Genomic DNA, 26,536 nt, shown 5'->3' with positions numbered 1-26,536 from the left:
CTTATTTCCCTTGGTGCTAAAGTCAATAAGACTTCGGTTACTGGTCTCCGGTGGCTGTAGTGAGGTCTGTTGCGACAACCGGCGTTGGCAGCTGCTGTTCCCCGGACACGGCCTGGCGCAACTGGGCCAGCAATCGGAAGTCGCGGTTGTAGATATCGTCACGGAACTGGATCCGTCCGTCTTCGTCCACCCACGCGGTCCAGTATTGAATATAGATGGGAATCGGGTCAGGGAGGACTGCGGTGACCGGAGTTTTTTCTTCCAACAGCCGATCGATGTTCTTGCGGTTCCACTCCGGGGCGCCGGCAAGAAGCTGTTCGGCCAGCTCCATCGGTTTTTCCACCCGGATACAACCGGAGCTGAAGCTCCGTTCCTGGCGGCCGAACAGGTACTGGCCCGGTGTATCGTGCAGGTACACCGCATAGGGGTTGGGAAACATGAACTTGACCTGCCCGAGGGCGTTCAGTGGCCCTGGGGCCTGGACCAGCTGATAGGGAAAGTTGTCCCTGGACAGTGAAGACCAGTCGATGGTCGCCGGATCAATTTCCTGCCGTTCCGCTCCCCAGCCCTGATAGACGCTGATGCCCTGGCGCTCCAGATACCCGGGGTCCCGAATGATCAGCGGCAACAGGTCCTCGATCATCAGTTTGCGCGGAACGGTCCAGGTCGGGTTGAACACGAGGTAACGGATGCGGTCCGAGAAAACAGGGGTCTGGCGGTAGGGCTGGCCGACAATAACCCTCGAACGCAGGGCTTCGCGGCCATCCATCACCAGTTGCAGTCCGAAGCCGGCAATATTGACGATCACGTAATCCTCGCCCAGGGATTGCGGCAGCCAGCGCCAGCGCTCCAGGCTGGCGTCGATCTGCCGGATGCGTTCCACCGGCAGGAGGTTCACGGCTGCGAGCGTTTTCTTGCCGATGATGCCGTCCGGCTCCAGGCCATGCCGGGCCTGGAAGCTGGGAATCACCAGGTCCAGGTCCTCACTGTAGAGGGTCGGATCGGTGACGGTGGTTTCCGGATCGGCCGGAGCCTGGATGTCTCCCAGCGCGGTCAGCCTGCGCCGGATCTCTGGCAGCCGGGGATCCAGGTTACCGGGATGAATGGACGGTCCGTCGGCAATTGGCAACCAGGGGTGTCCAAGCAGGGGGGTAAGCCGGTTGCGGGCCTCCATCAGTTTGGCATAGGCCCGGTGTGTGGGGCGGAGGCTGTCGAGAGTCGCGGCAATGGTGTTGTTCCGGAGCGCGTCGGCGAGGGTGACGGCGAGGTCCTGGGGCTGGCGGCTGGCGCTCCATTCGGCGTGAATGGTCTGCGGGTTCACCTTGCCCTCCAGCAGGTGCGATGCGGCCAGCAGAAAGGCATCGGAAAACAGCAGGTCGATGTCCGCCTGCATATCTTCGGGAAGGTCGCCTCGCGCACGCAGTGCCAGTTCCGATAAGAGTGCGCCATGGTAGTCCGCCGGGTTTAGACCGTCGTTGGCGATCTGCCTGATGGCTTCCACCAGATCCCGGCGATGAACCGGAGAGGACCAGGCCGGCTGAAAGCCATGGTTCTCATAAAACCTGCTGAGCGTTTCACCGGCAAGCAATGGCTCGCCGAGTACCCGTAACGGATGCCCGGATTCGAGTGCTTCAATGCGTTGGACAAGAGGTTCGCTGGGGCCTGCTGCCGTGACAGAAGGCACCGGCAGCATCAAGACGACCAGGGCTGCCAGGATGGCCAACGCGGTGTGCCTGCATTTACTCATAACTTACCGTTACCACAGTGCCATCTGGTCTCCGGCGGGGCGGCGGAACAGATCGGTTCTCAGGGTGCGCTGTTCACGGCCATTGAGTCCGAGCTTGCGCACCTTGTTCCGGAAGCGTTGGCGAATGAGGTCGGAGTAGGGCCCCTGCCCGGTCATACGGCTGCCGAAGGTGCTGTCGTAGCTCTTGCCGCCCCTGAGATCGCGGATCCGGTTCATGACATGCCTGGCCCGGTCCGGGAAATGTCGCTGGAGCCAGTCCTGGAACAGTTCGTCCAGCTCATAGGGTAAATGTATCATAATCCAGCCGGCCTGTTCGGCACCGGCTTGGGCGGCGGCTTCACGGAGCCGTTCAATCATCTTCAGCCGCGTCGCCGGTGCCGCCGTCCGGGGCTCCATCCTGCGTTTCAGGTCATTGCTCAGGGTGGTCAGGCTGATGGTGACCGAACACAGCTGGTCCCGCGCAAGGTCGGATAGCAGGTCCAGGTCCCTCAGGATCAATGCGCCCTTGGTAATCAGGGAGACCGGGTGGCGGTATTCGCACATCACTTTCAGCAGGTCACGGGTGATTTCCCGTTCCCGCTCGATGCTGCTATACAGTTTTCACGAAAGATGTGTACTTACGGCCTAAGCAGCTGATTTAGCAATGAAAGTGAGAAGAGTCCAAAAAAACGTGTATACACGTATTGGGGTCATTAATGTGGACAAAATGGCACTCATTTGTACACTCCAAAATTATCAATTGAGCTTTGAATTGATCCTTCCTTTTGGAAATCGGTTAACCCGCTACGTTCAGTAATATCGTTCTCACAAGACACAACAAAAGGTGCGTGAGTGATAGAGGCCCAATCTCATTGATTTAAAACAGATGGCACCGATTGACCTGGTACGGGGTCAGCGGCACTGGATCGAGCTAAGGTGGCGCCTGTGGTTGAGCGCAACTTTTGGTTTTAAGGTTTGAATAGAGCCGAGAAGAGGCTCTAACGAACCATATTAATATTATTGCGTTTGATAAGTGAGGCTAAGTTGCCCCTTTTTGCAGTCAGTAAATCACGGTGACGGTAATCGTGTCAGAGTAGCTTCCCGCGGAGACCATCTGGCCAGAAGGCATGGATCCATACACCGGAAAATTTTCGGTGTGGGTGCCGATCTGGACCAGGGCACTGAAGTTCTGGGTGTCGCTGGCGCCTGTCCCGTCTCCCCAGACAGTGATCCGACCGGCGCCGGTGTAGAGCTGATAGTCGAGCTTGCTGGTTCCGGATGTCATTTCCCTTGGGAAGTAGGTTCCGCTGCCGCCGGTGCTCAGTTCGATTTGGTAGGTGACGATGAGTCCGGCGAGCGAGACCTTGCACGTGACCGCGACATTGCCGGTCGACTCGGTATCGGAGGCGTTTAGGGGATCGTAGGAGCCGAAATCTACGCCTATGGCATCGACTTCGCACCACTCCAACAGCGCTTCGGCGGACCTGGGCATGCCCAGAGTGACGACGAGGAGGATGAATAGGACAGGTAAGGGGTGACTGATCGCGCGCTTCATGGTGTCTCCTTACAGGTCACGGGGCCGATTCGCGGGACGGGCCCCGGGGTGTCCAGGAGCTGAATCTCAGTCGTGCATCGGTGGCCGTCCCAGCGTGCCTCGAGCTTGTTTACCGGGTCCAGACCGGTGACCCAGGTCTGGCCGCGCCTGGCGACGGGGAAGCGTTGATCCTTGCCGATGATCCTGACAGTGGCGCCCGCCGGGATCAGTTCGCCGTTTTCTTGCACCAGGGTGATCAGGGCCCCGCGGGCCGGTTCGGCATCGAACTCGACCAGTGCTCCCTGGCGATACCCGGGAACGGCAATGCTGTCCAGTGTGTTGATCCGGGCGTCCAAGGGAAGGTCCCCGCCGGCGACTCGAATCTGGTTTCTCTCGAAGGCACGCATGTCTGGAATGAAGGCAGTGCCGTCCGGGCCGGTACGGTCGATCAGGTGATTCTCATGATAGACCCGGACTTCCGGGTATTTCCCCACCCGCACCACGCCGAAGCTCCGGTCGATTGAACGGGAGACGAACGCTTTTCCCCCCAATGCCGCGACACCGCCGCTGGCATTGAGACGGTAGCTGGTCTGGTCGTCCAGGCGGGAAACGTCGGCCTGGTAGGTTCCGAAGTCGGTGCGGGCCTGCAGGGTGCCACGGTGGCGGTTATACCCGTTCGGGTTGTCTTCCGCGGAAAGGCGGTAGCCGAATCCAGCCCCGCGGGGCAGGTTTCTCTGCAGCTGAAGCCGCGTACCGAGGCCTTCCTCCTGGCGAACGTGGCTAACACTGGCGTTGGTTCGCGACCTAAGCGGGACAGATAGCATCAGGCGAGCGATTGATTCGCGGTTTTCCAGGTCCCGGAGAAAGCTGGCGTGGAGCGAAACCCGCTCGAACACCGTCGCTGACAGGCCGATGTCGACAAGCCGCGTTTCGGGACCGTCCCGCCGCTCGACCCCAGTGTAGCCGAGGGAAATCGAGACAATTTCGGCCACCCGTATGCCGAAATGGGCCGACAGGGTCTGCTCGGGGGCGGGATGGCCCGGCTGGATTCCGAGCTGGCGAAACTTTCGTGCCGTCCAGGTATAACGAAGACCATAGCTGTTGTACCGGCCGCGTCGATTGAAACCCAGTGACAGCAGGGCGCCGTTGCCGGCATCGCTGGAGCTGCCGGCAGCGCCCGCCGTGATCACACCAACTGATGGTTCGACCAGCCAGGCGAGGCCAAGCCCGGCTGTCTGCTGGTCTTCGACCAGTTCGATACGGGCCTCCCCTGTGAGCCGTTCAGACAGGCCCAGACGGTGGGTGCCGGCGAGGAAGATCCGTCCGTAGTCATTGCTGCGGAGGGCGTAGTTTTGGCGGGTGGCCCCGGCTTCGTAGCTGAAGTCCTGCAGCCCCTTTTTGAGAAGGGACTGGCTGACATAGAAGGGGCGGCTGATGACCCGCTCACGGCCCAGCACGTCCTGGATGACCATCTGCACCTCGTTGACCCCCACCGTCGCGGGGATATTCTCCAGGGAGAAGGGACCCGGGCGGATCTCTTCCTGCAACCGTTTGCGGTCGTTAGTATACAGGTCAACAGTGGCCGGGACCGTGGTCTCTCCACGGATACGGGGTAACGGGAAGGTAACGAAATCGGGCTGGGTGTCGAAATTGGTGCCCCATTGTATGCCGGCGAACTGGACCGAGCGCCCCCAGCTTCCCGGGTTAGAAATGGCATCGCCCAGCGACAGGGTTTGGGCCCGCGCAGGCCAATCCCGCCGCCAGGTGGTGTTGAGCCTGATCAGGTCACTGCGTGAGGGCATGTCCGGGGCTAAGAAGGTGGTCGTGCCCGTGCCCAGTTCATTGAAGACACCGATCTCCCCTGTAGCGCTAGTGGAGCGATCGAAGTCGGTAGAATGGTAGACGATATCGTAGTTGAAGAAGCCACCCGGTGCGGTCGGCTGCGGCAAGGCGGGGCCTCTGGCCTCCCTGTTTAATCTGACGCCATCAAATCCGGCAGCCTCGGCATCCAGTACCAGCTCCTGCCTAGCTTCATCAATAGTGTATCTGAGGCCAGGAATGGTATCCAGGGAATAGTAGCGCCGCCCTTTCTGATAGGTTCGAGGAGTATCGGGCACTGTCAGTCCACAGAGAGAGAGCGTCTCCTCATCCACCAACAATTGTCCTCTTTGGCCCTGGTAAACACGGGTGACGTGATCTTTGGTGATGGTATTAATGCAGATGCCCAGCATCCGCATCACATAGTCGGGCGAATTGTCGGCGGCGGCGACGCCTCTCATCGTCACCAGAACACTGGCGACAATGAAAAAAACTCTGGCCGCCATGTATCAGCGAGGATTCAATATCGTCTCCGCAGAGCCACGCTGATCTCGGAATCGGAGCTTATGAGGTCTTTCGCCATCCGCTGGCAGCGTCAACGTCCAGGCCCTTTGGGATCTCGAGAGAAGGTAGGTCAGCCGGTCGGATTCGGTCAGTACCTCCCCCTGCTTGTCGAGCAGGCTCAGGTTCGTGATTCTGGAATGGGTGTTGCCCTGGTTCTCGGCGACAATCCGAATGCGGCCTTCGTCCATCGACTCCATCTGCCAGACGACCGCATGTGCCACCGGCTCGCTCGGTCTGACGAATACCGGGATGCCAATCCGCAGATTCATCTGGACGAGAGTGGGTTTGTTGCCGTCGCTGTCATCCGTTGCAGGGTTTTTCGGGCTTTGCTGCAGGAATACGCGGAAGGCACGCTCCTCCTCGCTGGGGGTGGGGTCCTCCAGCCCGAGGCGCACTACTTGCTTCTCTCCCGGTTCAATGGTGAACACGGGCGGGGTCACGACCAAGGCGTCGGTGTCAGTGTATTGCTCCCGATTGTCCACGATGGACAGATCCTTGACCGACGCCTGTAAGACCATCGGCTCGTTTCCCGTGTTGCGCAGTTGAAGATGCCGGATTTGCTGGGGATCTTCCAGCGTTACCCCGACGGGGTTGACGGACAAACTGGCCGCCTGGCTGGCGAAGGCAAAAAGCGAGATGCTCAGGCCAGCTAGCCAGCGTTTCCAGGTTCCTACTGGGTGATGCATACAAGATTTATTCTTCATTCGAAGCACTCATTAATAGGTGATGGTCACATTGATCGTGTCGCTGTAGCTGCCTGCGAGCACGAATTGGCTGGCCGGGATCTGGCCGTAGACGGTGTGGTTCTCTTCTCCGCCCGCTGAGGTCTGGTTAACTGTGTCCATGCCGACAGAGTCACCCCAGACCGTGGTGCGCCCGGAGTCCGAATAGAGTTCGTAATCGAGATAGTTGGTGCCGCCGTCACTCATGGCCCTCGTGGTAATTGTTGTATTAGCTGCATTCAGACCCGTGTCCAGTCCGATATCGTAGTTCGTGCCACTAGTGCAGGTGGCCGTGATGGTAGATGTTCCGTCCAGGACTCCTGAATTAGGATCGTAAGCCCCGAAAGCGAGGTCGGTGGCGGTGATTTCGCAGGTGTCCGAGACTGTGGCGGTGACCTGGAAGGTCGTGGTGTCGGTTGCTGCCTGGACGGCTGTGCTGGCTAAAGTGAGTCCGACCAGCGCCGATTGGAGGGCATGGCTACGGTTCATTGTCTTGCTCCTTTGATCATGAATTCAGGTAATAACTGTAGCACTTTGGCGTAACAAGTAGAGGCGGTGGGGCCGTTGCCGGCACCCTCACGGGCTTTACCGACCGAAGTGAAGCAGTGATGAAGTACCGATAACTGACCCAGACACAACGGTACCAGATATCGGCCCTTCGTGTGGCCGGCAAGAGCCACAAACACAGACGAGTGCAGTGGCTGAGCGACTGGGTTAGTGAGCAGCTGAATCAATGCTGGCGTCCTGAGCAAATTTCAGGCTTTCAGAGGCTTTTGTATGGCTATTTCCTTTTCTAGAAGGAGCGTTTACATCCCACCCACTCTTCCCAGTTTTTGTATTCTTCAAGCGAAAGCGGTCTCGCATAATAAAACCCTTGAGCCCTATCCGCTCCCGAGGCCACAACAATTTCATGCTGCTTTTTCGTTTCGACACCTTCGATCGTAACCTCGAGGTCAAGGTCATGCGCCATTCTTACCAATGACTTCAACACGGTTCGCGCAGTGGAGCTGTCATTCAGGATTTCAACAAACGCACGGTCAATTTTTAAACCAGAAACAGGTAACTGAGACAGATATTGCAAAGAAGAATAGCCAGTACCAAAATCATCGATACTTACCATAAACCCTTGATTCCTTAAGCTCAGTATCGCCTCTTTTGCTTTAACCGGGTCCCGGATAAGAGCGCGCTCCGTTATTTCTATTTCCAACAAGCCAGGGTCAATTCCGTCCTTTTTAACCAGTTCTCCTAGCCCCTTGACCAGTTCGTCATCCATCAAGTTCTTTACTGAAAAATTAATACTGACGGGTCGCAACTTGCACCTATTTATATCATCACATGCTTGCTTAATGATAAACCTTGTGACTGGGTGAATTAGAGAAGTATTCTCAAGCTTGGGCATAAATAAGCATGGCATTATAAGTGACCCATCTTTTCTAAACCACCTAAGCAAAGCCTCACTTCCAGCATGGCATCCCGTTTGCAGAAAAACTTTAGGCTGGTAAAACAAAGAAAATTCTTTATTTCTAAGACCATCTCCAACCCTAGAAATGAGGCGGACTCGTTCGGATATCTTTTTATCCTGCAACGGATTGTATGGCCTGTAAAAAGTGTTTGAATCTATAGCAGAATACAAGGCTGTTCGTACCCGATTAATGGCAACATCCGGGTGTACTAATTTGCTTGTCACACCATAGCTGCCAGCAACCAATTGAACCCTAAGAGGAATGCCGTTAACTTCTGACTCCTCCTCCCCTGCAGCACGAGCTGCTTCAGCAACTAAGCCAATCTCGCTGTTTGTTTCAGCGTAAAACAATAGAAAAAGCTCGGAATTGCTGAAGCGATAAATTTTGTGTGTTTTTTTTATAGAGGCACTAATCCTGCCGGAAACATTCGCTATTAACTTTTCAGCAGATTTGTTCCCCATTGCTTCAATAACCTCCCATAAATCTTGCATACGCAGCAGGACAATAGCAGGGAATTCCGGAGCCTCCTTGTTATTTGCATGCTCAGAAAAATACTTCTCAAGATCTTTATTAAGAGCGGCCCGATTAGGAAGACCTGTCTCTTTATCAACCAGAATATTCCCAAGACCTTTCCGAGAAGACGAGTTACGCTCCTGAAAAACTCCTCTAGCAAAAAAAGCAATTAGAAGAGAAAAAGCAACTCGAGAAATCAAATCATCCGCTGAATAGATCAGGTTTTTATTGGGCTCGAGAGAAATGAAGGGCTCCAAAAAAGCACCAGCAGCCAGTGCAACAAATACCGCTGCAATAACATTAAACCAAGCGGCTGACCATATAATAGGTATAATCATTAAATATGGAAGCGCGTAACGAGTACCACCCAATAAGTAAATAATCCCAGCACCACCAAACCATACCAGACCGATATAAAGAACCTTGGTGAACAACGAGACGCTCTTTCGCTCTTTTAGTAAAGCATAAATTTTCCGTTCTAACGCAGAAGCGTTCCCTGCCATCTTAAGCCTCGAAAACCAGAGAAATGAAAAACTAAAAATGCACCCTTTCGGTCCACTCTAAGCATAGTTTAACAGCTGCATTTGGGTGTCAACTTTTGTTAAACTGCTTTTATGTGGTCAGACCGACCATGCCAAAAGGTTCGCCTAGTGTTCCGTCCGGGTAATTCCTTAGCGTAAATGTGCTATAATTCAGGCTGTTTTTCACCGGCTTGGAGATCCTGTTGTGGCCCGGAAACCAGCACCCTTTAATCTTACCGTGAATGATCAGTTGGAGCTGGAAAGCTGGTTACGGACAAGCACATTAAGTCAGAATCTTGTTCAACGCGCTCGGATCGTTCTGGCTCTGAATGCTGGCGAATCACCGAAAGCGGTGGCCGAGCGACTGGAGACCAGTACGCCTACCGTTTTCAAGTGGCGTAACCGTTATATCGAGCAGGGTCTGAGTGGCCTGCAAGATGCTCCAAGGCCCGGACAGCCCAGGAAGCTGGACCGGAAAAAGGTCAAGTCGATTCTTCATGACACGGTCAAAAAGCTGCCCAAGGAATCAACCCACTGGAGCGTCCGGTTGATGGCCGAATATGCCGGTGTCAGTCGCTGGCAAGTGCATCAGATATGGAAAGCCGCTGACCTGAAACCGCACCGGCTGAAAACCTTCAAAATAAGCAATGATCCGGACTTTGCTGAGAAGGTTTTCGATGTCGTTGGCCTGTACCTGAATCCGCCGGACAACGCGCTGGTGCTGTCGGTTGATGAAAAAACGCAGATCCAGGCACTGGATCGCACTCAACCAAAACTGCAATTGAAACCCGGCCAGATCGAGCGCCGTACCCACGATTACAAGAGGCACGGGACGACCAGCTTATACGCGGCCCTTAATATCCTGAACGGCGAAGTGATTGGGCGCATTACACAACGCCACCGCGCCAAAGAGTTTCTCGATTTTCTGCGACAAATTGATCGAGAAACACCGAAGGAGCAGGATCTTCATCTGATTCTGGACAACAGCTCGACTCACAAAACACCAGGGTGAAAGCCTGGCTGGAAAAACATCCCCGGTTCAAGCTTCACTTCACACCAACCAGCGCCTCTTGGCTGAATGCCGTGGAGGGCTGGTTTGGTCAACTGGAACGCCGCGCTTCGTACCGTGGCATTTTTACCAGTGTCGGCGAACTGAAGAAGGCGATTCGTCGCTTTATCCAAACTCATAATGAGAAACTGGCTAAGCCGTTCCGCTGGCACAAGAGTGCAGAATCGATTATGACTTCAGTGGCGCGAGCAAAGCTGAGCGTTATTGATAATAAATAAACGGATTACCCGGACTGGACACTAGTGGAAGCTCTTCGGGCCACGGATGTTCTCGTGGTGCTGGGGCAGTTCTGTGTGCAAGGGCAGTTGTTCGGGCAACTTGTCCCGGTTGTTCCGGAGAATGGCTTTGATGTGCTTCAGCCGGTCCAGGCCCTCGCGGTTGGCAATGCGGCAACCGGCATTAAGGCGCTCGCTGGGATATTCCTTGCTCAGGTTGAGTAGCCCAAGACAGGCCCGGTAGGCCTGCTCCGGATGCTCCCGCTCATCCAGCCGACCACTAACCCAGGTGAGAGTGTCAGGCCCAATGTCCCTGGCCCAGTTCTTAAGCCGCCCGTGCGTCCACTGCTGTTGTTTTTGATGACGGGCGGGCATGTGCCCAGGCTCGGTGGTGATGCCGTACTGATGACTGCGTGGGTGGCTGGCGATCTGTCGCTGCCGGAAGTAAATCTGTATCAGTCGCTCACTGGCGTGGATGTCCACCTGTTCCCCCACATACTGGTGCGGCATCGAGTAGTGGTGCTGGCTGAACTCAATGTGGTAATCGATGTTGACCCGGCAACGCCGGATCTCGATGTACTCATAGGGATGTTTGGGTTGTGAACTCAGGGCTGGCTGATCGAGCGTCTTGAAGGCCTCCTGCCGGTTGCCCGGCAGCCGTCGGAACGGTCGGCTGTTCAGGTCTTCCAGCAGGGACCGGATGCACTGGTTGAGATCCGCCAAGGTGAAGAACGTGTGGTGGCGCAACCGGGCCAGGATCCAGCGTTCAACGATCTGAACGGCCACTTCCGCCTTGGATTTATCCTTGGGCTTGTAGGGCCGTGCGGGCAGCACTGCGACCTGATAGTGCGCCGCCAGTTGCTGCTAGCTGGGGGTTCAGGTCCGGATCGTACCGACAGGCCTTGCTGACACCGCTGCGCAGCTTGTCCGGCACCACCATCTCCGGAACACCGCCGAAGTATTCGAAGGTACGCACATGACTCATCAGCCAGTCCTGCAACCCCTGGCTCCAGGTGGCTTCGGCGTAGGTGTAATTGGATGCTCCGAGCACCGCCACGAACACCTGAGCGGTGCGGATTTCACCGGTTTGAGGATTGATGATCGCTACGGAGGGACCACAGTAGTCAATAAAGCACTTTTCACCGGCCTTGTGGATCTGGCGCATGGAACGCTTTTGCTGCTTTTGCCAGTGTCGGAAGCGGTCACAGTACTGAGAGTAGCTGTAGCATCGATTGGGATCGGAACCGGGATAGAATGGCTGCCAAGCGGCCATCGTCCAGGTCTTCTGGCAATGGCCAGGTAATCTTCAGGGTATCGGCCCGGACCAGGAGCTTCTGGATGGTTCCGACACTGGTCTTGGTGCTGGCGCTGATCTGTCGGATCGAAAGCCCGGCTTCCAGCCTCAGGCGAAGCAATTCTCTGATTTTGCGCATTGGAATTCTCTTTGCTGCCATGACCCTGATCCCAAAAAAAGGAACCAGAGTAGCAAACGGTCGAATAAACAATGCGTTAAGAAAGATTCTGGTTGAACGTGAACACTGATTCCGGGAAATCATTGGAAAGTGTTCATCATTCGACCGGAATGACTGTTAACGTTAAACCAGAATAGGTGTTCACGTTCATCCGGAATGGGTGTTCACGATGGGCCGGAATATGCACTGGTTTGTCCAGGCTCTCTCTTAGTCGGGCGGCAGCGTTGTGCTTGGCGATCAGCCGGGTCTCAAAATCCAGGCCTGGTGACATGTCCCAGTAAGCGTGCGAAGGTCGGGCGAAGCAGTAGATACACGCGTGTTCGCAGCCCCGATAGGGGTTGATGGACTGCTCAAACGGGATATCCGGGGAGCTGTTGCGGCTGATGATGGACCTGACCGTCTCATCCATGACTTCCGTTGCCATGGAATCCGGGCAGATCTCATCCTCCGGATCACGGTACCAGCCGTCGTCATGATCGCGGTCGGTGGCGATGGGCTGGAAGCGATTGTGCGGATTCAGGCTGGTGCCCCGGGTTTTCATAGCCTCACCAATACTGTTCATGTATACAGTACTGTTGATGCTACTACCCCTGTATCCTTCCCGGCAAGCAGAATCCGGCAGTCCGAATGCCGACCTGATCTCTGAAGACCGAGGAATCCATGTCTGATCTTACGCTGGTCCAGTACGCCCTGATTGGCCTGATATTCGTGTGGAGCGGATTCGTCCGCTCGGGCCTGGGATTTGGTGGCGCGGTCCTGTCCCTGCCGTTTCTCCTGCTGGTGTACGACGAGCCACTGGTGTTTCTGCCGATCATTGCGGTGCACCTGCTGGTGTTTTCATCCCTGACCATCTGGATGAACAACCGGAAGAACCACCGCCGGGAGAACCCGGTGGAAGGGGGCACGGTGGACTGGCCGTACCTGTGGCGGATTCTGGGCATCATGATCGTGCCCAAGCTGATCGGGGTGTTCGGCCTGATCACCATGCCCGGCAACGTGTTGAGCGCGATCATCTTTGTGATTGTGGCGCTGTATTCGGTTTCCTACATCATCAACAAGCCGTTCCGCAGTGGCAGCAAGACCGTGGATGCGATTTTCCTGATGGTGGGAGGCTATATCAGCGGCACGTCCCTGATCGGGGCGCCTCTGATCATCGCCGTTGCCGCGCAGCACGTGGTGAAGGAGAAACTCAGGGATACCCTGTTCGCACTCTGGTTCATCCTCGTGCTGATCAAGATGGCGGCGTTCGTCTGGGCAGGTGTGGATCTGCAGCTCATCCACCACCTGTGGTTGCTGCCCTGCGCCGCGGTCGGCCATGTGATCGGACTGTATGTTCACGACCGCATGCTCAGGGCAGAAACCCCGGTTTTCTTCCGGGTGCTGGGGGTGGTCCTGCTGGTGGTCAGCAGTGTGGGTATGTTCAGTGTGCTGGGCTGAGGGAATCCCCTCAGCCCGCGCGACCGAAGACCTTTTCGAGAAAACCGACGGAACGGACATCCGGAATCGGCAGGTTATCCACCTCGTCCATGGCCTTGCGCCAGTAAGTCTCGGGATTATCCAGGTGAGCGACCTTGGCCCGCTCTTCCTTGCTGTAGTGGTTGTGTTCGCCTGCAATGCCCTCGGCCATCAGCGCCTGGGTGTACAGGTAGATGGCGGCGCGAATGGTACGCAGCACGCGACCGTAGACGTCCCGGCTGAGGTTGATGGCCAGCTCCGCTGACAGGTTGATGTGCTTTTGCAGGGCAACCATGGCTTCTTTCTCCAGGGGAACCCGGTTGCCATCACCTTTCTTGCAGTTCAGGCAGACCTTCTCCAGCGCCTTGACACCCTCGGTCAGGTCCATGTGGCCATATTCGGCCTTCTGGTCTTCCTCCAGTGGTGCAGGAATCCAGCCATACTGGGGCGAGCGCGCGACGATATGTCCGGGCAGGTCCCGGCGGAAGGGCGGAGCGGACGCGAGGTCCTGGTAGCCATCAAATTCCGTGCGCAGCCAGGCTGCCATCTCGCGATGCCGGAGCATCATGGCGAGGGTGATGGCAGCTTGCACGATATCCTCGACCAGCTCACTGGAATCCTGGGTCCGTTTCTCCAGGTGATTGACGGATGCAGACATGTTTTCCTCCCCGGCAATGGCCATTCGGGGTGGTCTGTTCCATTGCCGTGTTTTTGTTGTTGTTGATGCGACTTTGCGGTTGCTGTAACCCCAAGTTCTGAACTAAAACGTATACACGGAATCCGGCTTTCGCCGTTGTAAAAAGGTTATCGCTTGTAACCGACGGTAAGTGGCCGGGGAGGTCTGGAAATGACAGCTGAAGACAGATTCACATCACGCCGGGAATCCATGGTGGACTACCAGATTATCAGCCGGGGCATTGATGATCCCCTGGTGGTGGAAGCCATGCGTCGGGTGCACCGGGAAGCGTTCGTGCCGGACAGCCTCCGGGACGCCGCCTACGAGGATGGTCCCCTGCCGATCGGCGCCGGCCAGACCATCTCCCAGCCCTATATTGTCGCCCTGATGACCGACGCACTGGAACTTCGGGGTGGTGAGCGGGTACTCGATATCGGTACGGGATCGGGCTATGCGGCGGCCGTGCTGGCCTGTATCGCCGCCGAGGTGTTCGGTATCGAGCGGATTCCGGAGCTCGCGGAGCGGGCCCGAAAGAATCTGGCGGCGGAAGGGTTCGACAATGTCCGGGTGCGCTGCGGAGACGGCACCCTGGGGTGGCCGGAGGAGGCCCCGTTTGACGGTATCACTGTCGCCGCCGGAGCACCCGCCGTGCCGGATGCCCTCAAGCATCAGCTGGCAGTGGGGGGGCACCTGGTGATTCCGGTGGGCTCGGAGCACATCTCCCAGACACTGATGCGGATAACCCGTGTGTCCGAGGAGGAGTTCAGGACCGAGAACCTTGGCGGCGTGCGGTTCGTGCCCCTGCTCGGGGAGCAGGGTTGGTCCTGAAGGCGCCCGGTTCAGCTGCCGGCGTGAGTGCTCTCGAAGATCTTGTCCGCCGATGCCGCGACAAAGCCGCTGTACAGTTCACCGTCGGGTTTGGGGTAACGCAGGGCAAACTCGTAGAAACAGCTGGGAATGGTTGCCTCCCGGTCCGAGAACCGCACCGCAACCCGATCCGCCATGGTGGATGACTGTTCCAGCAAATCCTCCGGTGAGCCCTTCACCTCGCCGCCATTGCTGTTGACGGTAAAGCCATTGTCCTTGAGCAGCTGGTTCATTTCGGCAGCGCTGTGGATGCTGTCCAGATCGTTGATACTGACCGTGAAATGATTGGCCCGGTAGCCCCAGGCTGCCATCCAGGCCGCGTATTCACTCTCTTCCAGCAGTTCCCGGTAGGTGTCATGGCTGACCTGCCAGTGCCGGCCGGAATACAGGAAATATTCGGCGGTGGTGCTGTCCGGATCCACCTGACTTACCAGTTCCCGGACGATCTCCTGGAGCCTTGGCGAACACTGCTCCACCAACAACTCCGAGATGAACACCTTGGGGGCGTGCTTGTCGGGGTGTTCGAAATGCCGCGCGTAGAGCTTCTTGGCCTCGAAGTGGTATTCGCCGCAGGCCTCGTAACCGAGATTCAGGAAGTGCTGTGCCAGTGTGTCCAGGCCGACGGGATCGAGATTGAACGTCCGTAGCGCAATGTGGTCGTTGATTACCGGCTTTGGTTCCCGCTCGGCCAGAAGCCGGTGAATCCGCTCTGCAGAGGGGGTGACGGCCCGGTAGTTCTCCCAGAGTTCACGGAACAGGGTCTGGTAATCAGTGTGCATAGTGTCTTTCTCCATGTTCGTCCGCAGGGATGGCCGCCGGGTGTGCCGGTTGTTTCCCGGAATCCGCCCGGGCGTGGTTGAGGGGCAGTAGCCAGACGGCTGCCTGTTCCCGGATGCCAAGCTGGTCGCCGATGTGGGGTGGCAGCGTAACCTCGGAGCCATCTGGATCGATCCATGCCTGATCGGTCACTGTGGCCCGGAAATCCTTTGTACCGGCGGTGGCAACAATCACCGGTTGTGTGGTCTGACCCGGCTGTCCCGGCCTGGCAGCGACAGCGAACCGGGCAGCGCATTGGATTGAACGCCGTGCGCTGGCAATATCCCCCAGGCTACATTCCACCGTCGGCCCGGCATCAAACAGGTCGACAAAACCGCGATGGCGAAAACCTTCCGCCTCCAGCATTTTCAGGGCCGGCCGGGTGTGTGGGTGAACCTTGCCGATCACCGCTCTGGCTTCGTCGCTCATCAGATGCGTATACAGCGGCGCGGCCGGCATCAGCTCTTCGATGAAATCAGTGTAGCCGGAGCCCACCAGGCTGGTGGCTGAAGTGAATTCCATATCGACGAAGTGTCGGCGCAACCAGTTCCAGAAGGGAGACTGCCCGGCATGGTCGGAAACTCCCCGCATTTCAGCGATGACCGTATTGGCAAAACGTTGCGGGTGCTGCGCCATGAACAGGAACCGGACCCGTGACAGCAGCTTGCCAGCATTCGCCCTGCGGTACTCCGGGCGAAGATAGAGCGAGCAGATTTCCGTGTGGCCGTTGTAATGGCTGCAACGGGCCAGGGTTTCCACCTGACGGCGCAGTCCCAGGTCCCGGGAATGGTGGACTACCGTGTTGTGATGGAAGTGATACAGGGGGCGTGTATGGCCGGTGCGCGCCTCGATGCCGGTGGTGCCCATGATGGCACCGGTGGTTTCGTCTTCCAGGACAAACAGGTAGTGCTCATCGCCCGGTACCTTGGTATCCCGGCAGAAACTCGCAATTGAATGGTCGATTTTCCGGGCCAGCGCGTCCCGGTCCGGCATCAGGGAGGTGAAGCCGGGGCCGGACTCTTCGGCAATCCGGTAGAGGGTATCCAGGTCTGTTTCTGCAACCGGTCTGATGATCATGGCGAATCTTCCCTGTTGTTTTGGTGCCAGTATGGGGAAGAGTGTTGTCGGTTTGCAGTTTCAATCTGATCGAAGTGATCTACAATAATGGCAAAACGCCATATTAAGCTATCAGAATGATTAATTCTCAGGACCAGAAATTGCTCATGCTGCTGCGGCAGGATGCCAGAACCAGCATCACCGACCTGGCCAGATCGCTGGGTGTGTCCCGCTCAACGGTCCAGAACCGGCTGGCCCGGCTGGAGAAGGCAGGCATCATCCGGGGCTATTCGGTGGAACTGGGCGGGGAGTACCTGGCCAACCAGGTCGAGGCACACGTATCAATCAAGGTGATCCAGAAGCTTACGGCACGAACGAACATGGCCCTGGAGGACATCAGCCAGGTTGTGCAGCTATTCTCGGTCAGCGGCGAGTACGACCTGATTGCCATCGTCCAGGCACAGTCCCTGGAGGAGCTGAGCAAGGTCCTTGATGATATCGGTAATCTCGAGGGCGTGGACCGTACCAATTCAGCGGTCGTGCTGGAAACCCGGTTCAGGCGCTAGCACGGATCGCTGTGGTCAGCCGCCCAGCAAGCCGGCGTAGGCGGAGTAGAAAAATGCGGCAGAGCCAATGAGGATCACACCCCAGGCGGGGAAGATCAGAGCCGAGCGAGTCGATGTTTTCATAGTCATCTCCTGACATTGATGCGACTGCTTGTTGAATACGCTGTCACCCTCACTGTAGACCAGTCTTGATTAATGTCACGGTTTATTTTTTGAGCAACTTCTCAGTGCGGACGAATTGGCCAACCGGGACGTTCTTTATTGCTATTGAGGCCAAGGTCAGGTCCGCTACTATGCAGGTAGAGTCATAACAACAATAAAGCACAAAGCACCGCGCAACACCGGCTGAACAATAACAATCAGGAGTTACGAATGGCGGTAGATCCTCGCAAGCAGACCTCACTGCACTGTCTCTATTACTGGGCGGAGCAAACCCCCGATAACGTCTATCTCACCCAGCCTTATCCCGATGGGCGTGTGGAAGACATCACCTGGAAACAGGCGGCCGACCAGGTTTCCAGGATGGCCGGTTACCTGATGAGCCTGGACCTGCCAGACCGCAGCAATATCGGACTCCTGGGCAAGAACAGCGCCTACTGGATACTGGCGGACCTGGCAATCTGGGCGGCCGGTCATGTCAGCGTGCCGCTATACCCGACCCTCAACGGGGAGACGGCGGCCTATATCCTGGAGCATAGTGAAGCCAGGCTGCTGTTCCTGGGCAAGATGGATGGCACTGCTGACGGCTGGAACGACATCAAGGGCAGCCTGCCTGCCGATCTGCCAATTGTTTCCCTGCCACTGTCGCCCCGGCACGACACGCCGAAGTGGCACGACATCATTGCCGAATGGGAGCCCGTGGAGCCGCGGCTGCCGGATCCCGATGACCTGGCTACGATTGTCTACACCTCCGGCTCCACCGGGCGTCCGAAGGGCGTCATGCACAGTTTCCGGAACATGGTTTCCGTGGCGGACGGTCTGCAGCAGCTGTTTCCGGTCAGCTCCGAGGAGCGTATGCTGTCATACCTGCCCCTGGCCCATGTGGCGGAGCGGGCGGCGGTCGAGACCCAGTCCCTGTATTTCGGCTTCCATCTCTATTTCGCCAACTCCCTGGACACCTTCCAGGAGGACCTGCAACGGGCCAGGCCGACCCTGTTCTTCTCGGTGCCGCGCCTGTGGATGAAGTTCTACCTGGGCGTGAATGCCAAGTTGCCGCCTAAAAAGCAGAAGCTGCTGTTCAACATCCCGATCCTGAATTCGGTGGTGAAGAAAAAGGTACTCAGACAACTGGGCCTGGACCACTGCCGGGCGGCGCTCACCGGTGCTGCACCCCTGTCCGCAGAGATCGTCTCCTGGTACCGCAACCTGGGCCTGGAGCTGCTGGAGGTGTACGGCATGTCGGAGAACTTCGGCTATTCCCACGCCAACCGCCCGGGTCAGGCCAGGGCCGGATATGTGGGTATGGCCAACCCGGGAGTCGAGCACCGGATCGGTGAGGGCGGAGAAGTGCAGGTCCGGAGCCCGGGCCAGATGCTCGGCTATTACAAGAACGAGGAGAAGACCCGGGAGGATCTCACCGATGATGGCTTCCTCAAAACCGGAGACATGGGTGAAATCGATGACAAGGGCTATCTCCGGATCACCGGCCGGGTCAAGGATCTGTTCAAGACCTCTAAAGGTAAATACGTGGTACCGGTGCCCATCGAGAACCGCTTCAACCATCCCCGGGCCGAGGTGGTCTGTGTGGCCGGAGCCAATCAGCCGCAACCTTGCCTGATGGTGCTGTTATCCGAGGAAGCACGGGATGAGCTGGAACGGGGCGCTGATCGCTCAGAGCTTGAGCAGGAACTGGCTGCCGAGCTGGATGCGGTGAACGCGGCTTGCGAAGCCCATGAAAAGGTAGCATTCGTGGTGGTGGTGAAAGAGCCCTGGACCATGGAGAACGGCATGCTCACGCCCACCATGAAGATCAAGCGGAACGTGATCGAGGACTTCTATAACAGCAGGATGGACGACTGGTTTGCCCGGAACAGCAAGGTAGTCTGGGAGTTCTGACCTCTTTTCTTCGAGCCAACAAAAAACGCCGGCGATGATCGCCGGCGTTTTTCTTTGGGCTGTTCTCTGACCCGAATCACCTGTGGTGAATCAGTGTCCACCCTGAACCTGAGGCATATCCTGAGCCACAACCGCCGCCTTGCGGTTGAAAATGCGCACCTTGCGACTGATAAACTGCGCCGCCTGCTTTGCTGCAGTACGGGTATACTGGCGCCTGACCTCAGCACTGTTGTGGAGGATACTGGACGGCAGCGGGTTTACGGTTGCGATATGGTTCTGAGTCATAGCGCCTTCCTCCTTTTCATTGGGTGGATTGATTAGCGATCTACCTTTAATTCACGAACTATTCTAAGGATTCTTTTTTGCAGCTTGAATACGTTAAACTCCGTATCCGCGTTGCAAATATGCAGTGATTATGGACTGGGATTATCTTCGATATATAAGGGCCCTTGCAATAGGCGGAACGCTCGCAAAGGCCGGTGAATTGCTGGGTGTGCACCAAACCACTGTTCTCAGGCGACTGGACCAGATGGAAGAGTCCCTTGGTGTGCAATTTTTTGAACGCAATCAGAACGGATTGCAGCTGACACCTGTGGGAGAAATGGCATTCCGGGAGGCCGAAAGGCTGGCCACGGACATGGAAAACCTGGAGCGCAAACTGGTTGGCGGAGATTCCGCGCCGGTGGGCAAGGTCCGGATCGCGGCCGAGGACATGATGCTGAACGAGCTGCTCAGCCCGATCCTGTCGGAGCTGGTCCGGGAGTTTCCGGATATCGAGCTGGAGGTGCTCACCGACAACGACGTAGCCAACCTCTCGCACCGGGAGGCGGACCTTACGCTGCGGCCGGAAAACAAGCCCCAGGCGACCCTGGAAGGGGAGCGTATTGCCGCTGTCGAATCCGCGGTCTATGGCTCCGCCCGTTATTGCCGGCGCAACCGGGACATGGACATCGATAACCGGCCGGAGGACTGCCTCTGGATCATCCCGGACGAGACCTTCAGTCAGTTGGCGACCGGGCGCTGGTACCGCAAGCACCTGAAGAATGTCACCTCGGTGATCCGCTGTAACAGCCTGCAGTCCATGGCCGCCCTGGCCAGGGCCGGTGCCGGGCTGGCGGTGTTGCCATGTTATGTCGGTGAGAGTGCCAGGGAGCTGAGACGGTTATCGGATCCACTGGAGGGTGAAAGCGTGGATCTGTGGTTGCACGTCAACCAGGATACCCAGCAGATGGCCCGGGTGCGCATCGTGATGGAATTCCTGGTGGATCGGCTGCGGGCGCTGGAATCGGCGATCGAGATCAGCACCACCTTCTGATCACGGCTCTGCCCGGCAGAAGGGCCAGAACTGGTACCAGCGCCAGCACTGGAACTCCTGTTCGCACTGCTGGAGCTGGTTATGGTAACGGAACGCCCGGCTGCGAACCCGGGTAGCCAGCGCCCGGATCTCCGGCTTCTGGTCATAGGTTCTGCGGGTATAGCCACCGCGGCCTTCGTGGTAGGCCAGGTAGAGCTCCCGGGGAGCGGTGAAGGGAATCCCCAGATGTTCATGGCTCAGGCGGTTGTACCAGCCCACGAAATCCAGTGCGTATTCCATGTCCGAGCGGACGGTCAGCCAGCCGCCATCATTTGCTGTGAGATATTCCCGCCAGGCCGGATCCAGCGCCTGGGCATAGCCGAAGGCCGTGGTGGGTCGGGTCCAGGGGATCAGTCCCCAGAGCAGGGTCCGCGGCGGCCGGGCATGACTACGGAACGAGGATTCGTAGTACACGAAGGCCATCTGTGTGGCGATGGGCGTTCCCCATTTTTCCCGGGACGCCCGGGCGTAGTCGTACCAGACGGAGTGTTCCCGGAAAATCTCGCACAGATTCTCCGGGTTGGCGGGCGGATCCGGAGCCAGCAGGCTGAACCGGAGGGTGGCCCACACGCCCATAAGCAGTCCCAGAACCGGTAACCCATACCACTTTGCCCGCGCACGCCACACATTAAGGCGCTTGCTGCGACGCTGTCTGCGTCGGGAGCGTGGTTTGCGCGATTTCCCTACCAAACTGTCATCTCCCGGGGCTCTGAATGGCTTGCTGAGGGGCCTGCGGCCGTGTCATAAACGGCGGTATTCCCAACCCAGGATGATAGTGAAATGAGACTTGGCACCCTAGTTAATCCTCTTTTAGTCGTAACGATGCTGGCTGGCGGAATGGCCCATGCCGCCCCGAATGCCCAGCAAGTGCTGGCGGCGTCTCCCATTGACGACATCGTTGCCCAGTACCCGGCGATGATGAGCCAGGGGATTCGCGAGGGCATGAAACAGAGTGGCCAGGTACCGCCAGTGGTGGCGGAAACCCTGGGGCATATAGTCAGCAGTAGTTTCCGGGCCGAAGACATCGAACGCCGGATCATCGCCGACCTGGATGAGAACCTCTCGGAAGCGCAGTTGGAAGCGGTGCGTGACTGGTATGAGACCCCCGTGGCGCGGAAGATAGCCGAAGCGGAAATCGCCGCATCGGCCCCCGACAGCTGGCAGGAGGTCCGGGAACAGGCGCCGGCCCTGAACGAAAAGTACCAGGGTACCGAAAGGGCCCGCATGTTTGACCGTTTTGATCGTGCTTCCCGTGCCACCGAAAGCGCCGTGGATACCTCCATCGCCGTGCAGCTGGGCATGGCAACGGCGATGGCCGCACTGAGCACCGACTCCGTGCATTACGAGCAGATCCGCCAGCGCATCGAGGGGCAGCGTAGCATGCTGCGAGGCATGATGGAGCAGCAGGTCTATGACAGTTATCTGTATACCTACCGCAACATCAGTAATCAGGAGCTGGGCCTTTACCTGGACTTCCTCGAAAGCGAAGCCGGTTCAGCATTTTCCAGGGTGGTGACCAACAGTATCCAGCAGGCGATTACCGAACCGGTGGAAAGCGTTGGCAAGCAGATGTCCCGCTTCCTCAGTCCGGAATCACCAGGCGGTCAGTAAACTCCCCCAGTTCCCGGTAAACCTCCTGCCGTTTTCGTTCATAACGGTGGGAAAAGTGGAACGCAATCAGTTGCCGGACCTGTGCGTCGTTGGCAATCCGGGCGCAGGCTCGCGTGGTGAGGTGGTGGGTCCGGAGAGCCTGGTCCTCGTCTGCGTTCATGAACGATGCCTCGCAGAACAGGGTGTGTGCGCCCTGTGCCAGGGCGGTCATTTTCTCCATGTTTTCCGGGGTATCCGCGAAGTCTGTGCCATAGACCACCTTGTCCCCCGGAGCCTGGATCAGCAGCTTGCGGGCCAGGTCCTGCGCACGCCAGGTGCAGGAGGCATCCGGTGAAATCAGCTGGTCAGGCCGCTTGCGTAACACCGCCATTTTCAGATTATGCAGCCAGGGCCCCGGTTGTAATCCCATGACCTTCAACCGGTCGTTGCGCACCTGTAGTTTGCCAAAGGGCTCCCAGGCGTAGGCCATAACCGGCGTGCCGTGGTCTAGCAAGGCGGCACGCACCTGGAATTCCGGCTCCCGATAAAGCACACCGTCGGGCGTGGGCTGATCCTCCAGGGGTGTCGGTGCCGGGTCACCTGCAGTGATCTTCCAGCGTTTGAGGTGATCCCCATGCCACTCGTGAACCACGAACCGCGGACCCCGGTCTTCGACCCGGTCCCAGAGGATTCCGCTGATCATGCCGTTGATGTGGCGCATCAGCCCGGGCGGCCCGAACAACCGGCAGGGCGGGAAGTGGCCGATCCGACTGCGCAGGAACCACATGAACCCGCCGATGTGGTCGGCGTGGCAATGGCTGATGAAAACATCACTGACCTGGTGGGCAGACCGGAGGGGCATGCGCCCGGTATCACCCAGGTCAAACAACAGGCTCCGGGATTCATGCAGCAGCCTCAGCTGTAACAGCGGGTCGCCGCCCACTCCGTTTACAAGAGAGGCCACCACCGGTCCAACCCGCACCGCCACTTGTGGGTCTTTCGCCACACTGGTCAAGGCCCCCAGTTCAACGCTGACCTGTACAGCCCCGGTGCGCTGTCGCTTGCAATCCATACATGCTCCCGCTCGGTGAATTCTCGGGTGGGTGAAATTTGTACAAAACCGGATTTGGGTCCAATCTCCCTAGTATATGCGAGTGAGGAGAGTCGCTATGGATTTCAATGCCTATCAGAAAGCCTTGTCCTCGCAACTCAGGGGGTTGGAGTGCCCGTTTACCGAAAAGGAATTTGACCAACGGCTTGCCCGTGTCCGGGATCGTATGGCCCGGGAAGACTTTGGGGCGCTGCTGTTGACCGATCCTTCCGACATCTTCTACCTGACCGGTTACAGCACCTTCGAGGTGTCCGTCCATGTCGCCCTGGTGGTCACCCAGGAAGAGCTCCTGCTGCAGGTGCCCTCCATCGAAATGGGGCCGGCCATGGTCACGACCCGGGTCGCCCGGGTCAGCGGCTACCGTTGGGAAGGTATCGGTGAAGTGCTGGAACCACTCGTGCAGATCCTTAACGACGGCGTCGAAACCGTAGGCATCGATGCCTGGCACGGCTCCCTGCGCCAGGGGGTGCTGGAGGGGCTGAAAGCACGGATGCAGGGTGTCCGGTTTCTCAACAACGGCGGCCTGTTGAAAAAGATCCGGATCGTGAAGTCGGAAGCGGAGATCGGCTTTCTGCGTGAAAGTGCGCGGATTACTGCGGAAGGCCTGGAAGCGGCAGTCGCGGCGGTTCGCCCCGGTGTCACGGATAATGACATTGCCGCGGTCGGGGCACGGGCCCTGCTGGAAGCCGGCAGTGAGTTCATGAGCATGCAGCCGATCGTCACCACCGGCCGGCGCAGTAGCGTGATTCACTGCAACCACAAGCGCACGGTGATACAGGAAGGGGATCCGGTCTTCCTGGAATTCGGATCCGCCTGGCAGCGCTACACCGCACCCATGATGCGGACCATTGTGGCTGGAGCGCGGCCCTCCTCGGAAATGGAGCGGGTTCATGATGGCTGCCGACGGATTGTGGACACGCTGCTGAACTCAATCCGCCCCGGCGTCACCTTTGACCAGGCTGCCCATGATGCCGAACGGGCGCTCCAGCCGCTGGCCGACAAGGTGTTCTTCTCCGGGGTATTTGGCTACACGGTCGGTGCCCAGTTCCCGCCCTCCTGGGTGGAGGGATCGGGTTTCATCGCCCGGGGCGGCAACATGGAATTCCGACCGGGCATGGTCTTCCATCTGCCCATCTGCCTGCGCATTCCCGGCCAGTGGGGGATAGGCTGCAGCGAGACCATCCTGGTCACGAACGACGGCGCGGAACCGATCACTCACAATCCCTGGACCCTCGGTTAGTCCAGTCTCAGGTCTAACAGGTAGACCGTTCGGGGCGCCGGCAGGCGCACGGCAAAAAGCCCCAGTCTTCTTATGTTGGCCATATCCATCGTCCTGCTGGCCGGCGCGTTTCTCACCTCATCGAGGTTGATGGTGAAGGTATTGGCGCCGGGAGCCAGAACCAGTCTTGTGTTGAACCGATCGCCGTAGGCATTGTCGCCACGGTCATGGGTCACATCGTTGATCCTCAGGATAAGCGTTAACGGTTCCTGATCGGGATTGAACAGCGTGATGGTCAGCTGCCTGTAGCCACGCCAGTCGGCCGGCAGATTGTCCAGGGAGATGCCGGAATAGGTCTCAGTACCCAGTTCAACCTTCAGGCTTTGGGGCTGGTTTGCGGTGTATCGATCGGATGGAACAAGGCTGCCACTCCAGAATGGCGCGGGGTTCCCGTTCCGGAAATCGTACAGCAGTGGAAGCTGATGGCTGATCTGCCACTGCCGGGCTGCGACTGTGCCGGTGGCGCCCAGTTCGAACAGAAGTAATATTACGGTGACGACCGGGAGAAACCAGGAGCGCGCATCCACGCCGGTGTTGCGGGAAAATACCGGCCGCCAGGCAAGTACCAGCCAGACTCCCAGCAGGTTTCGCAGAATGTCATGCCAGTCGGCCTGCCGGTCCGTGCCGGATTGCAGCAACTCGATCAGGATGCCCAGCAACAGGACTGCAGCAGTAGTGGCCAGCCAGAGTCGCCAGCCTGCCAGCCATTGCCAGGGTTTTAGCGCGAAGGTCAGAAGGGCAAAGAGGCCGATATGGCCCAGGTTCCAGACGGCCCGGTAAAAAGGGCCTGATGCCCAGTCCGGACCGCCAATAAACAGCAGCGGTGCCACCCCGGCAACGCCCGCAAAAGCCAGCAGTTGCATGCGCTGGCCTTTGAGGATACTTGGCGGGATGGCGCCAGAACCCATCAGCTGCGGCTGGTGACTTCCAGCAGGTGGTAGCCGAACTGGGTCTTGATCGGGCCGATCACGGTGTTCAGTTCGCTGTTGAATACCGCCTTGTCGAACTCCGGTACCATCTGGCCCGGGCCGAAAGAACCCAGGTCGCCGCCGTTGCGGCCAGAGGGGCAGGACGAGTGCTGCTTTGCCACTTCGGCAAAATCCTGGCCGCCTTCGATGGCCTTCTTCAGTTCTTCACATTTTGCTTCGCTGTCCACCAGAATGTGGCGTGCAGTTGCTTGTGCCATGATCAGTTTCCTGTGTCAGGATTAATGGGTACGTCAGAACGGGAATGCTGCCCGCACAGCCCGCCGGAGGCAAGCGCTTTTTATCCGTGTTTCTGCGGCCTCACAGTCGCGGCGGCAAACCTGTACAATGCCGGCTTTCTCTTTGCCGGCGCCCTGCCGGCCCCACATCGACAGGTTTTTTTCTTGATCTCCACCGCCAATATCACCATGCAGTTCGGGGCAAAGCCCCTGTTTGAAAATGTTTCCGCCAAATTCGGCAACGGCAACCGCTACGGCCTGATCGGCGCCAATGGCTGCGGCAAGTCCACCCTGATGAAAATCCTGGGTGGCGATCTTGAGCCCTCGGCCGGCCAGGTCATGCTGGAGCCCAACATCCGGCTCGGTAAACTGCGCCAGGACCAGTTCGCCTACGAAGATTGCACGGTGATGGACACCGTGATCATGGGCCATGAAGAGCTGTGGAACGTCAAGAAGGAACGTGATCGTATCTACTCCCTGGCGGAAATGAGCGAGGAAGACGGCATGGCCGTGGCGGACCTGGAAGTCCAGTTCGCCGAAATGGACGGCTACACTGCCGAGTCCCGCGCCGGCGAACTGCTGCTGGGCCTGGACATCCCGCTGGAGCAGCACAACGGCCCCATGAGCGCCCTGGCACCGGGCTGGAAGCTGCGGGTTCTGCTGGCCCAGGCGCTGTTTTCCGACCCGGACGTGCTGTTGCTGGACGAGCCCACCAACCACCTGGACATCAACACCATCCGGTGGCTGGAAAATATCCTGGTGGCCCGCAACAGCACCATGATCATCATTTCCCACGATCGCCACTTCCTGAATAGCGTGTGCACCCACATGGCGGATCTGGACTACGGCGAACTGCGCCTGTTCCCGGGCAACTACGACGAATACATGAC

The 26,536-nt window shown here is 58.0% G+C and carries 23 protein-coding genes and 3 pseudogenes; 9 read left to right on the top strand and 17 right to left on the bottom strand.

The genetic code is table 11. From position 1 onward, the window contains the following. Positions 1-37: 37 nt before the first annotated feature. From ACESMW_RS11210 to ACESMW_RS11180, 7 genes are all read right to left on the bottom strand, one after another. Positions 38-1,747, bottom strand: a complete 1,710-nt coding sequence (locus tag ACESMW_RS11210) for a murein L,D-transpeptidase (protein ID WP_372987121.1) — start codon at positions 1,745-1,747, stop codon at positions 38-40. A 9-nt stretch (positions 1,748-1,756) separates the two neighbouring features. Beyond that, a complete protein-coding gene (locus ACESMW_RS11205; RefSeq protein ID WP_372987120.1) occupies positions 1,757-2,290 on the bottom strand; it encodes a hypothetical protein in 534 nt (177 codons plus the stop codon). Positions 2,291-2,786: 496 nt separating this feature from the next. Then, positions 2,787-3,281, bottom strand: coding sequence for a spore coat U domain-containing protein (locus ACESMW_RS11200; protein ID WP_372987119.1), 495 nt, complete (start codon positions 3,279-3,281; stop codon positions 2,787-2,789). Further along, on the bottom strand, positions 3,278-5,584 hold the full coding sequence (locus tag ACESMW_RS11195) for a fimbria/pilus outer membrane usher protein (RefSeq protein WP_372987118.1): 2,307 nt from the start codon (positions 5,582-5,584) through the stop codon (positions 3,278-3,280). The genes ACESMW_RS11200 and ACESMW_RS11195 overlap by 4 nt, the downstream gene beginning before the upstream one ends. A gap of 3 nt (positions 5,585-5,587) precedes the next feature. Then, a complete protein-coding gene (locus ACESMW_RS11190; protein WP_372987117.1) occupies positions 5,588-6,328 on the bottom strand; it encodes a molecular chaperone in 741 nt (246 codons plus the stop codon). Between the two features lie 30 nt (positions 6,329-6,358). Continuing rightward, positions 6,359-6,853, bottom strand: a complete 495-nt coding sequence (locus tag ACESMW_RS11185) for a spore coat U domain-containing protein (protein ID WP_372987116.1) — start codon at positions 6,851-6,853, stop codon at positions 6,359-6,361. Between the two features lie 304 nt (positions 6,854-7,157). Beyond that, a complete protein-coding gene (locus ACESMW_RS11180) occupies positions 7,158-8,843 on the bottom strand; it encodes an EAL domain-containing protein (protein WP_372987115.1) in 1,686 nt (561 codons plus the stop codon). A gap of 223 nt (positions 8,844-9,066) precedes the next feature. Between ACESMW_RS11180 and ACESMW_RS11175 the strand changes: the two are divergent. Next, positions 9,067-10,148: pseudogene (locus ACESMW_RS11175) on the top strand (IS630 family transposase). Between the two features lie 21 nt (positions 10,149-10,169). Here ACESMW_RS11175 and istA read toward each other — a convergent pair. Both istA and ACESMW_RS11165 read right to left on the bottom strand, forming a co-directional pair. Further along, positions 10,170-11,599 (bottom strand): annotated as a pseudogene (istA, locus tag ACESMW_RS11170) (IS21 family transposase). 154 nt (positions 11,600-11,753) lie between these two features. Further along, positions 11,754-12,158: pseudogene (locus ACESMW_RS11165) on the bottom strand (radical SAM protein); the annotation flags it as partial. A 119-nt stretch (positions 12,159-12,277) separates the two neighbouring features. Here ACESMW_RS11165 and ACESMW_RS11160 point away from each other — a divergent pair. Beyond that, positions 12,278-13,054 carry a TSUP family transporter gene (locus ACESMW_RS11160; protein WP_372987114.1) on the top strand — a complete coding sequence of 259 codons (777 nt, stop codon included), beginning with the start codon at positions 12,278-12,280 and terminating at the stop codon, positions 13,052-13,054. A gap of 10 nt (positions 13,055-13,064) precedes the next feature. On the opposite strand, the gene ACESMW_RS11155 is transcribed toward ACESMW_RS11160, so the two are convergent. After that, a complete protein-coding gene (locus ACESMW_RS11155) occupies positions 13,065-13,730 on the bottom strand; it encodes a hypothetical protein (RefSeq protein WP_372987113.1) in 666 nt (221 codons plus the stop codon). Positions 13,731-13,919: 189 nt separating this feature from the next. Between ACESMW_RS11155 and ACESMW_RS11150 the strand changes: the two genes are divergently transcribed. Beyond that, positions 13,920-14,576, top strand: coding sequence for a protein-L-isoaspartate(D-aspartate) O-methyltransferase (locus ACESMW_RS11150; protein ID WP_372987112.1), 657 nt, complete (start codon positions 13,920-13,922; stop codon positions 14,574-14,576). Between the two features lie 11 nt (positions 14,577-14,587). Here the strand turns inward: ACESMW_RS11150 and ACESMW_RS11145 are convergent, their stop codons facing one another. Then, positions 14,588-15,394, bottom strand: coding sequence for a DUF1338 domain-containing protein (locus ACESMW_RS11145; RefSeq protein WP_372987111.1), 807 nt, complete (start codon positions 15,392-15,394; stop codon positions 14,588-14,590). After that, positions 15,384-16,508, bottom strand: a complete 1,125-nt coding sequence (locus ACESMW_RS11140; RefSeq protein WP_372987110.1) for an arginine N-succinyltransferase — start codon at positions 16,506-16,508, stop codon at positions 15,384-15,386. Before ACESMW_RS11140 ends, ACESMW_RS11145 begins: the two co-directional genes overlap by 11 nt. A gap of 116 nt (positions 16,509-16,624) precedes the next feature. On the opposite strand from ACESMW_RS11140, the gene ACESMW_RS11135 reads away from it, so the two are divergent. Together ACESMW_RS11135 and ACESMW_RS11130 are read left to right on the top strand one after the other, a co-directional pair. Beyond that, positions 16,625-17,053, top strand: coding sequence for an Lrp/AsnC family transcriptional regulator (locus tag ACESMW_RS11135; protein WP_372987109.1), 429 nt, complete (start codon positions 16,625-16,627; stop codon positions 17,051-17,053). Between the two features lie 372 nt (positions 17,054-17,425). Continuing rightward, on the top strand, positions 17,426-19,108 hold the full coding sequence (locus tag ACESMW_RS11130; RefSeq protein ID WP_372987108.1) for an AMP-binding protein: 1,683 nt from the start codon (positions 17,426-17,428) through the stop codon (positions 19,106-19,108). A gap of 90 nt (positions 19,109-19,198) precedes the next feature. On the opposite strand, the gene ACESMW_RS11125 is transcribed toward ACESMW_RS11130, so the two are convergent. Continuing rightward, on the bottom strand, positions 19,199-19,393 hold the full coding sequence (locus ACESMW_RS11125) for a hypothetical protein (RefSeq protein WP_239036491.1): 195 nt from the start codon (positions 19,391-19,393) through the stop codon (positions 19,199-19,201). A gap of 130 nt (positions 19,394-19,523) precedes the next feature. Between ACESMW_RS11125 and ACESMW_RS11120 the strand changes: the two genes are divergently transcribed. After that, positions 19,524-20,423 (top strand): LysR family transcriptional regulator, encoded by a 900-nt coding sequence (locus ACESMW_RS11120; RefSeq protein WP_372987107.1) that lies wholly within the window; start codon positions 19,524-19,526, stop codon positions 20,421-20,423. On the opposite strand, the gene ACESMW_RS11115 is transcribed toward ACESMW_RS11120, so the two are convergent. Beyond that, complete coding sequence (locus ACESMW_RS11115; protein ID WP_372987135.1) at positions 20,424-21,038, bottom strand: lysozyme-like domain containing protein; 615 nt, start codon at positions 21,036-21,038, stop codon at positions 20,424-20,426. 204 nt (positions 21,039-21,242) lie between these two features. Here ACESMW_RS11115 and ACESMW_RS11110 point away from each other — a divergent pair, with 204 nt between their 5' ends. Next, positions 21,243-22,073 (top strand): DUF2059 domain-containing protein, encoded by an 831-nt coding sequence (locus ACESMW_RS11110; protein WP_372987106.1) that lies wholly within the window; start codon positions 21,243-21,245, stop codon positions 22,071-22,073. On the opposite strand, the gene ACESMW_RS11105 is transcribed toward ACESMW_RS11110, so the two are convergent. After that, complete coding sequence (locus ACESMW_RS11105) at positions 22,045-23,124, bottom strand: MBL fold metallo-hydrolase (protein ID WP_372987105.1); 1,080 nt, start codon at positions 23,122-23,124, stop codon at positions 22,045-22,047. The two genes, ACESMW_RS11110 and ACESMW_RS11105, sit on opposite strands and share 29 nt — an antisense overlap. A gap of 97 nt (positions 23,125-23,221) precedes the next feature. Between ACESMW_RS11105 and ACESMW_RS11100 the strand changes: the two genes are divergently transcribed. Continuing rightward, positions 23,222-24,403: a M24 family metallopeptidase gene (locus tag ACESMW_RS11100; protein WP_372987104.1), complete on the top strand. Its 1,182-nt coding sequence runs from the start codon at positions 23,222-23,224 to the stop codon at positions 24,401-24,403. Here ACESMW_RS11100 and ACESMW_RS11095 read toward each other — a convergent pair. Both ACESMW_RS11095 and ACESMW_RS11090 read right to left on the bottom strand, forming a co-directional pair. Further along, complete coding sequence (locus ACESMW_RS11095) at positions 24,400-25,305, bottom strand: succinyl-CoA synthetase subunit beta (RefSeq protein ID WP_372987103.1); 906 nt, start codon at positions 25,303-25,305, stop codon at positions 24,400-24,402. The two genes, ACESMW_RS11100 and ACESMW_RS11095, sit on opposite strands and share 4 nt — an antisense overlap. Before the next feature lie 44 nt (positions 25,306-25,349). Next, positions 25,350-25,628, bottom strand: a complete 279-nt coding sequence (locus ACESMW_RS11090) for a peptidylprolyl isomerase (RefSeq protein ID WP_008939100.1) — start codon at positions 25,626-25,628, stop codon at positions 25,350-25,352. Positions 25,629-25,811: 183 nt separating this feature from the next. Between ACESMW_RS11090 and ACESMW_RS11085 the strand changes: the two genes are divergently transcribed. Then, a partial coding sequence (locus ACESMW_RS11085; RefSeq protein ID WP_372987102.1) for an ATP-binding cassette domain-containing protein occupies positions 25,812-26,536 on the top strand: 725 nt, incomplete at its 3' end.

The sequence above is a fragment of the Marinobacter sp. genome (genome assembly GCF_041690455.1).
GTDB lineage: Bacteria > Pseudomonadota > Gammaproteobacteria > Pseudomonadales > Oleiphilaceae > Marinobacter.
The sequence above is the reverse complement of the archived record's forward strand: the minus strand, read 5'-3'. Positions and strand labels throughout refer to the sequence as shown.

Coding starts and splice junctions, on each gene's coding strand:
- ACESMW_RS11100 (WP_372987104.1), top strand. CDS start 23,222: ATGGATTTCAATGCCTATCAGAAAGCCTTGTCCTCGCAACTCAGGGGG.
- ACESMW_RS11210 (WP_372987121.1), bottom strand. CDS start 1,747: ATGAGTAAATGCAGGCACACCGCGTTGGCCATCCTGGCAGCCCTGGTC.
- ACESMW_RS11105 (WP_372987105.1), bottom strand. CDS start 23,124: ATGGATTGCAAGCGACAGCGCACCGGGGCTGTACAGGTCAGCGTTGAA.
- ACESMW_RS11110 (WP_372987106.1), top strand. CDS start 21,243: ATGAGACTTGGCACCCTAGTTAATCCTCTTTTAGTCGTAACGATGCTG.
- ACESMW_RS11090 (WP_008939100.1), bottom strand. CDS start 25,628: ATGGCACAAGCAACTGCACGCCACATTCTGGTGGACAGCGAAGCAAAA.
- ACESMW_RS11200 (WP_372987119.1), bottom strand. CDS start 3,281: ATGAAGCGCGCGATCAGTCACCCCTTACCTGTCCTATTCATCCTCCTC.
- ACESMW_RS11150 (WP_372987112.1), top strand. CDS start 13,920: ATGACAGCTGAAGACAGATTCACATCACGCCGGGAATCCATGGTGGAC.
- ACESMW_RS11185 (WP_372987116.1), bottom strand. CDS start 6,853: ATGAACCGTAGCCATGCCCTCCAATCGGCGCTGGTCGGACTCACTTTA.
- ACESMW_RS11115 (WP_372987135.1), bottom strand. CDS start 21,038: ATGGGCGTGTGGGCCACCCTCCGGTTCAGCCTGCTGGCTCCGGATCCG.
- ACESMW_RS11190 (WP_372987117.1), bottom strand. CDS start 6,328: ATGCATCACCCAGTAGGAACCTGGAAACGCTGGCTAGCTGGCCTGAGC.
- ACESMW_RS11095 (WP_372987103.1), bottom strand. CDS start 25,305: ATGCAACTGCTGGCTTTTGCGGGCGTTGCCGGGGTGGCACCGCTGCTG.
- ACESMW_RS11155 (WP_372987113.1), bottom strand. CDS start 13,730: ATGTCTGCATCCGTCAATCACCTGGAGAAACGGACCCAGGATTCCAGT.
- ACESMW_RS11180 (WP_372987115.1), bottom strand. CDS start 8,843: ATGGCAGGGAACGCTTCTGCGTTAGAACGGAAAATTTATGCTTTACTA.
- ACESMW_RS11160 (WP_372987114.1), top strand. CDS start 12,278: ATGTCTGATCTTACGCTGGTCCAGTACGCCCTGATTGGCCTGATATTC.
- ACESMW_RS11120 (WP_372987107.1), top strand. CDS start 19,524: ATGGACTGGGATTATCTTCGATATATAAGGGCCCTTGCAATAGGCGGA.
- ACESMW_RS11195 (WP_372987118.1), bottom strand. CDS start 5,584: ATGGCGGCCAGAGTTTTTTTCATTGTCGCCAGTGTTCTGGTGACGATG.
- ACESMW_RS11125 (WP_239036491.1), bottom strand. CDS start 19,393: ATGACTCAGAACCATATCGCAACCGTAAACCCGCTGCCGTCCAGTATC.
- ACESMW_RS11145 (WP_372987111.1), bottom strand. CDS start 15,394: ATGCACACTGATTACCAGACCCTGTTCCGTGAACTCTGGGAGAACTAC.
- ACESMW_RS11135 (WP_372987109.1), top strand. CDS start 16,625: ATGATTAATTCTCAGGACCAGAAATTGCTCATGCTGCTGCGGCAGGAT.
- ACESMW_RS11140 (WP_372987110.1), bottom strand. CDS start 16,508: ATGATCATCAGACCGGTTGCAGAAACAGACCTGGATACCCTCTACCGG.
- ACESMW_RS11130 (WP_372987108.1), top strand. CDS start 17,426: ATGGCGGTAGATCCTCGCAAGCAGACCTCACTGCACTGTCTCTATTAC.
- ACESMW_RS11205 (WP_372987120.1), bottom strand. CDS start 2,290: ATGTGCGAATACCGCCACCCGGTCTCCCTGATTACCAAGGGCGCATTG.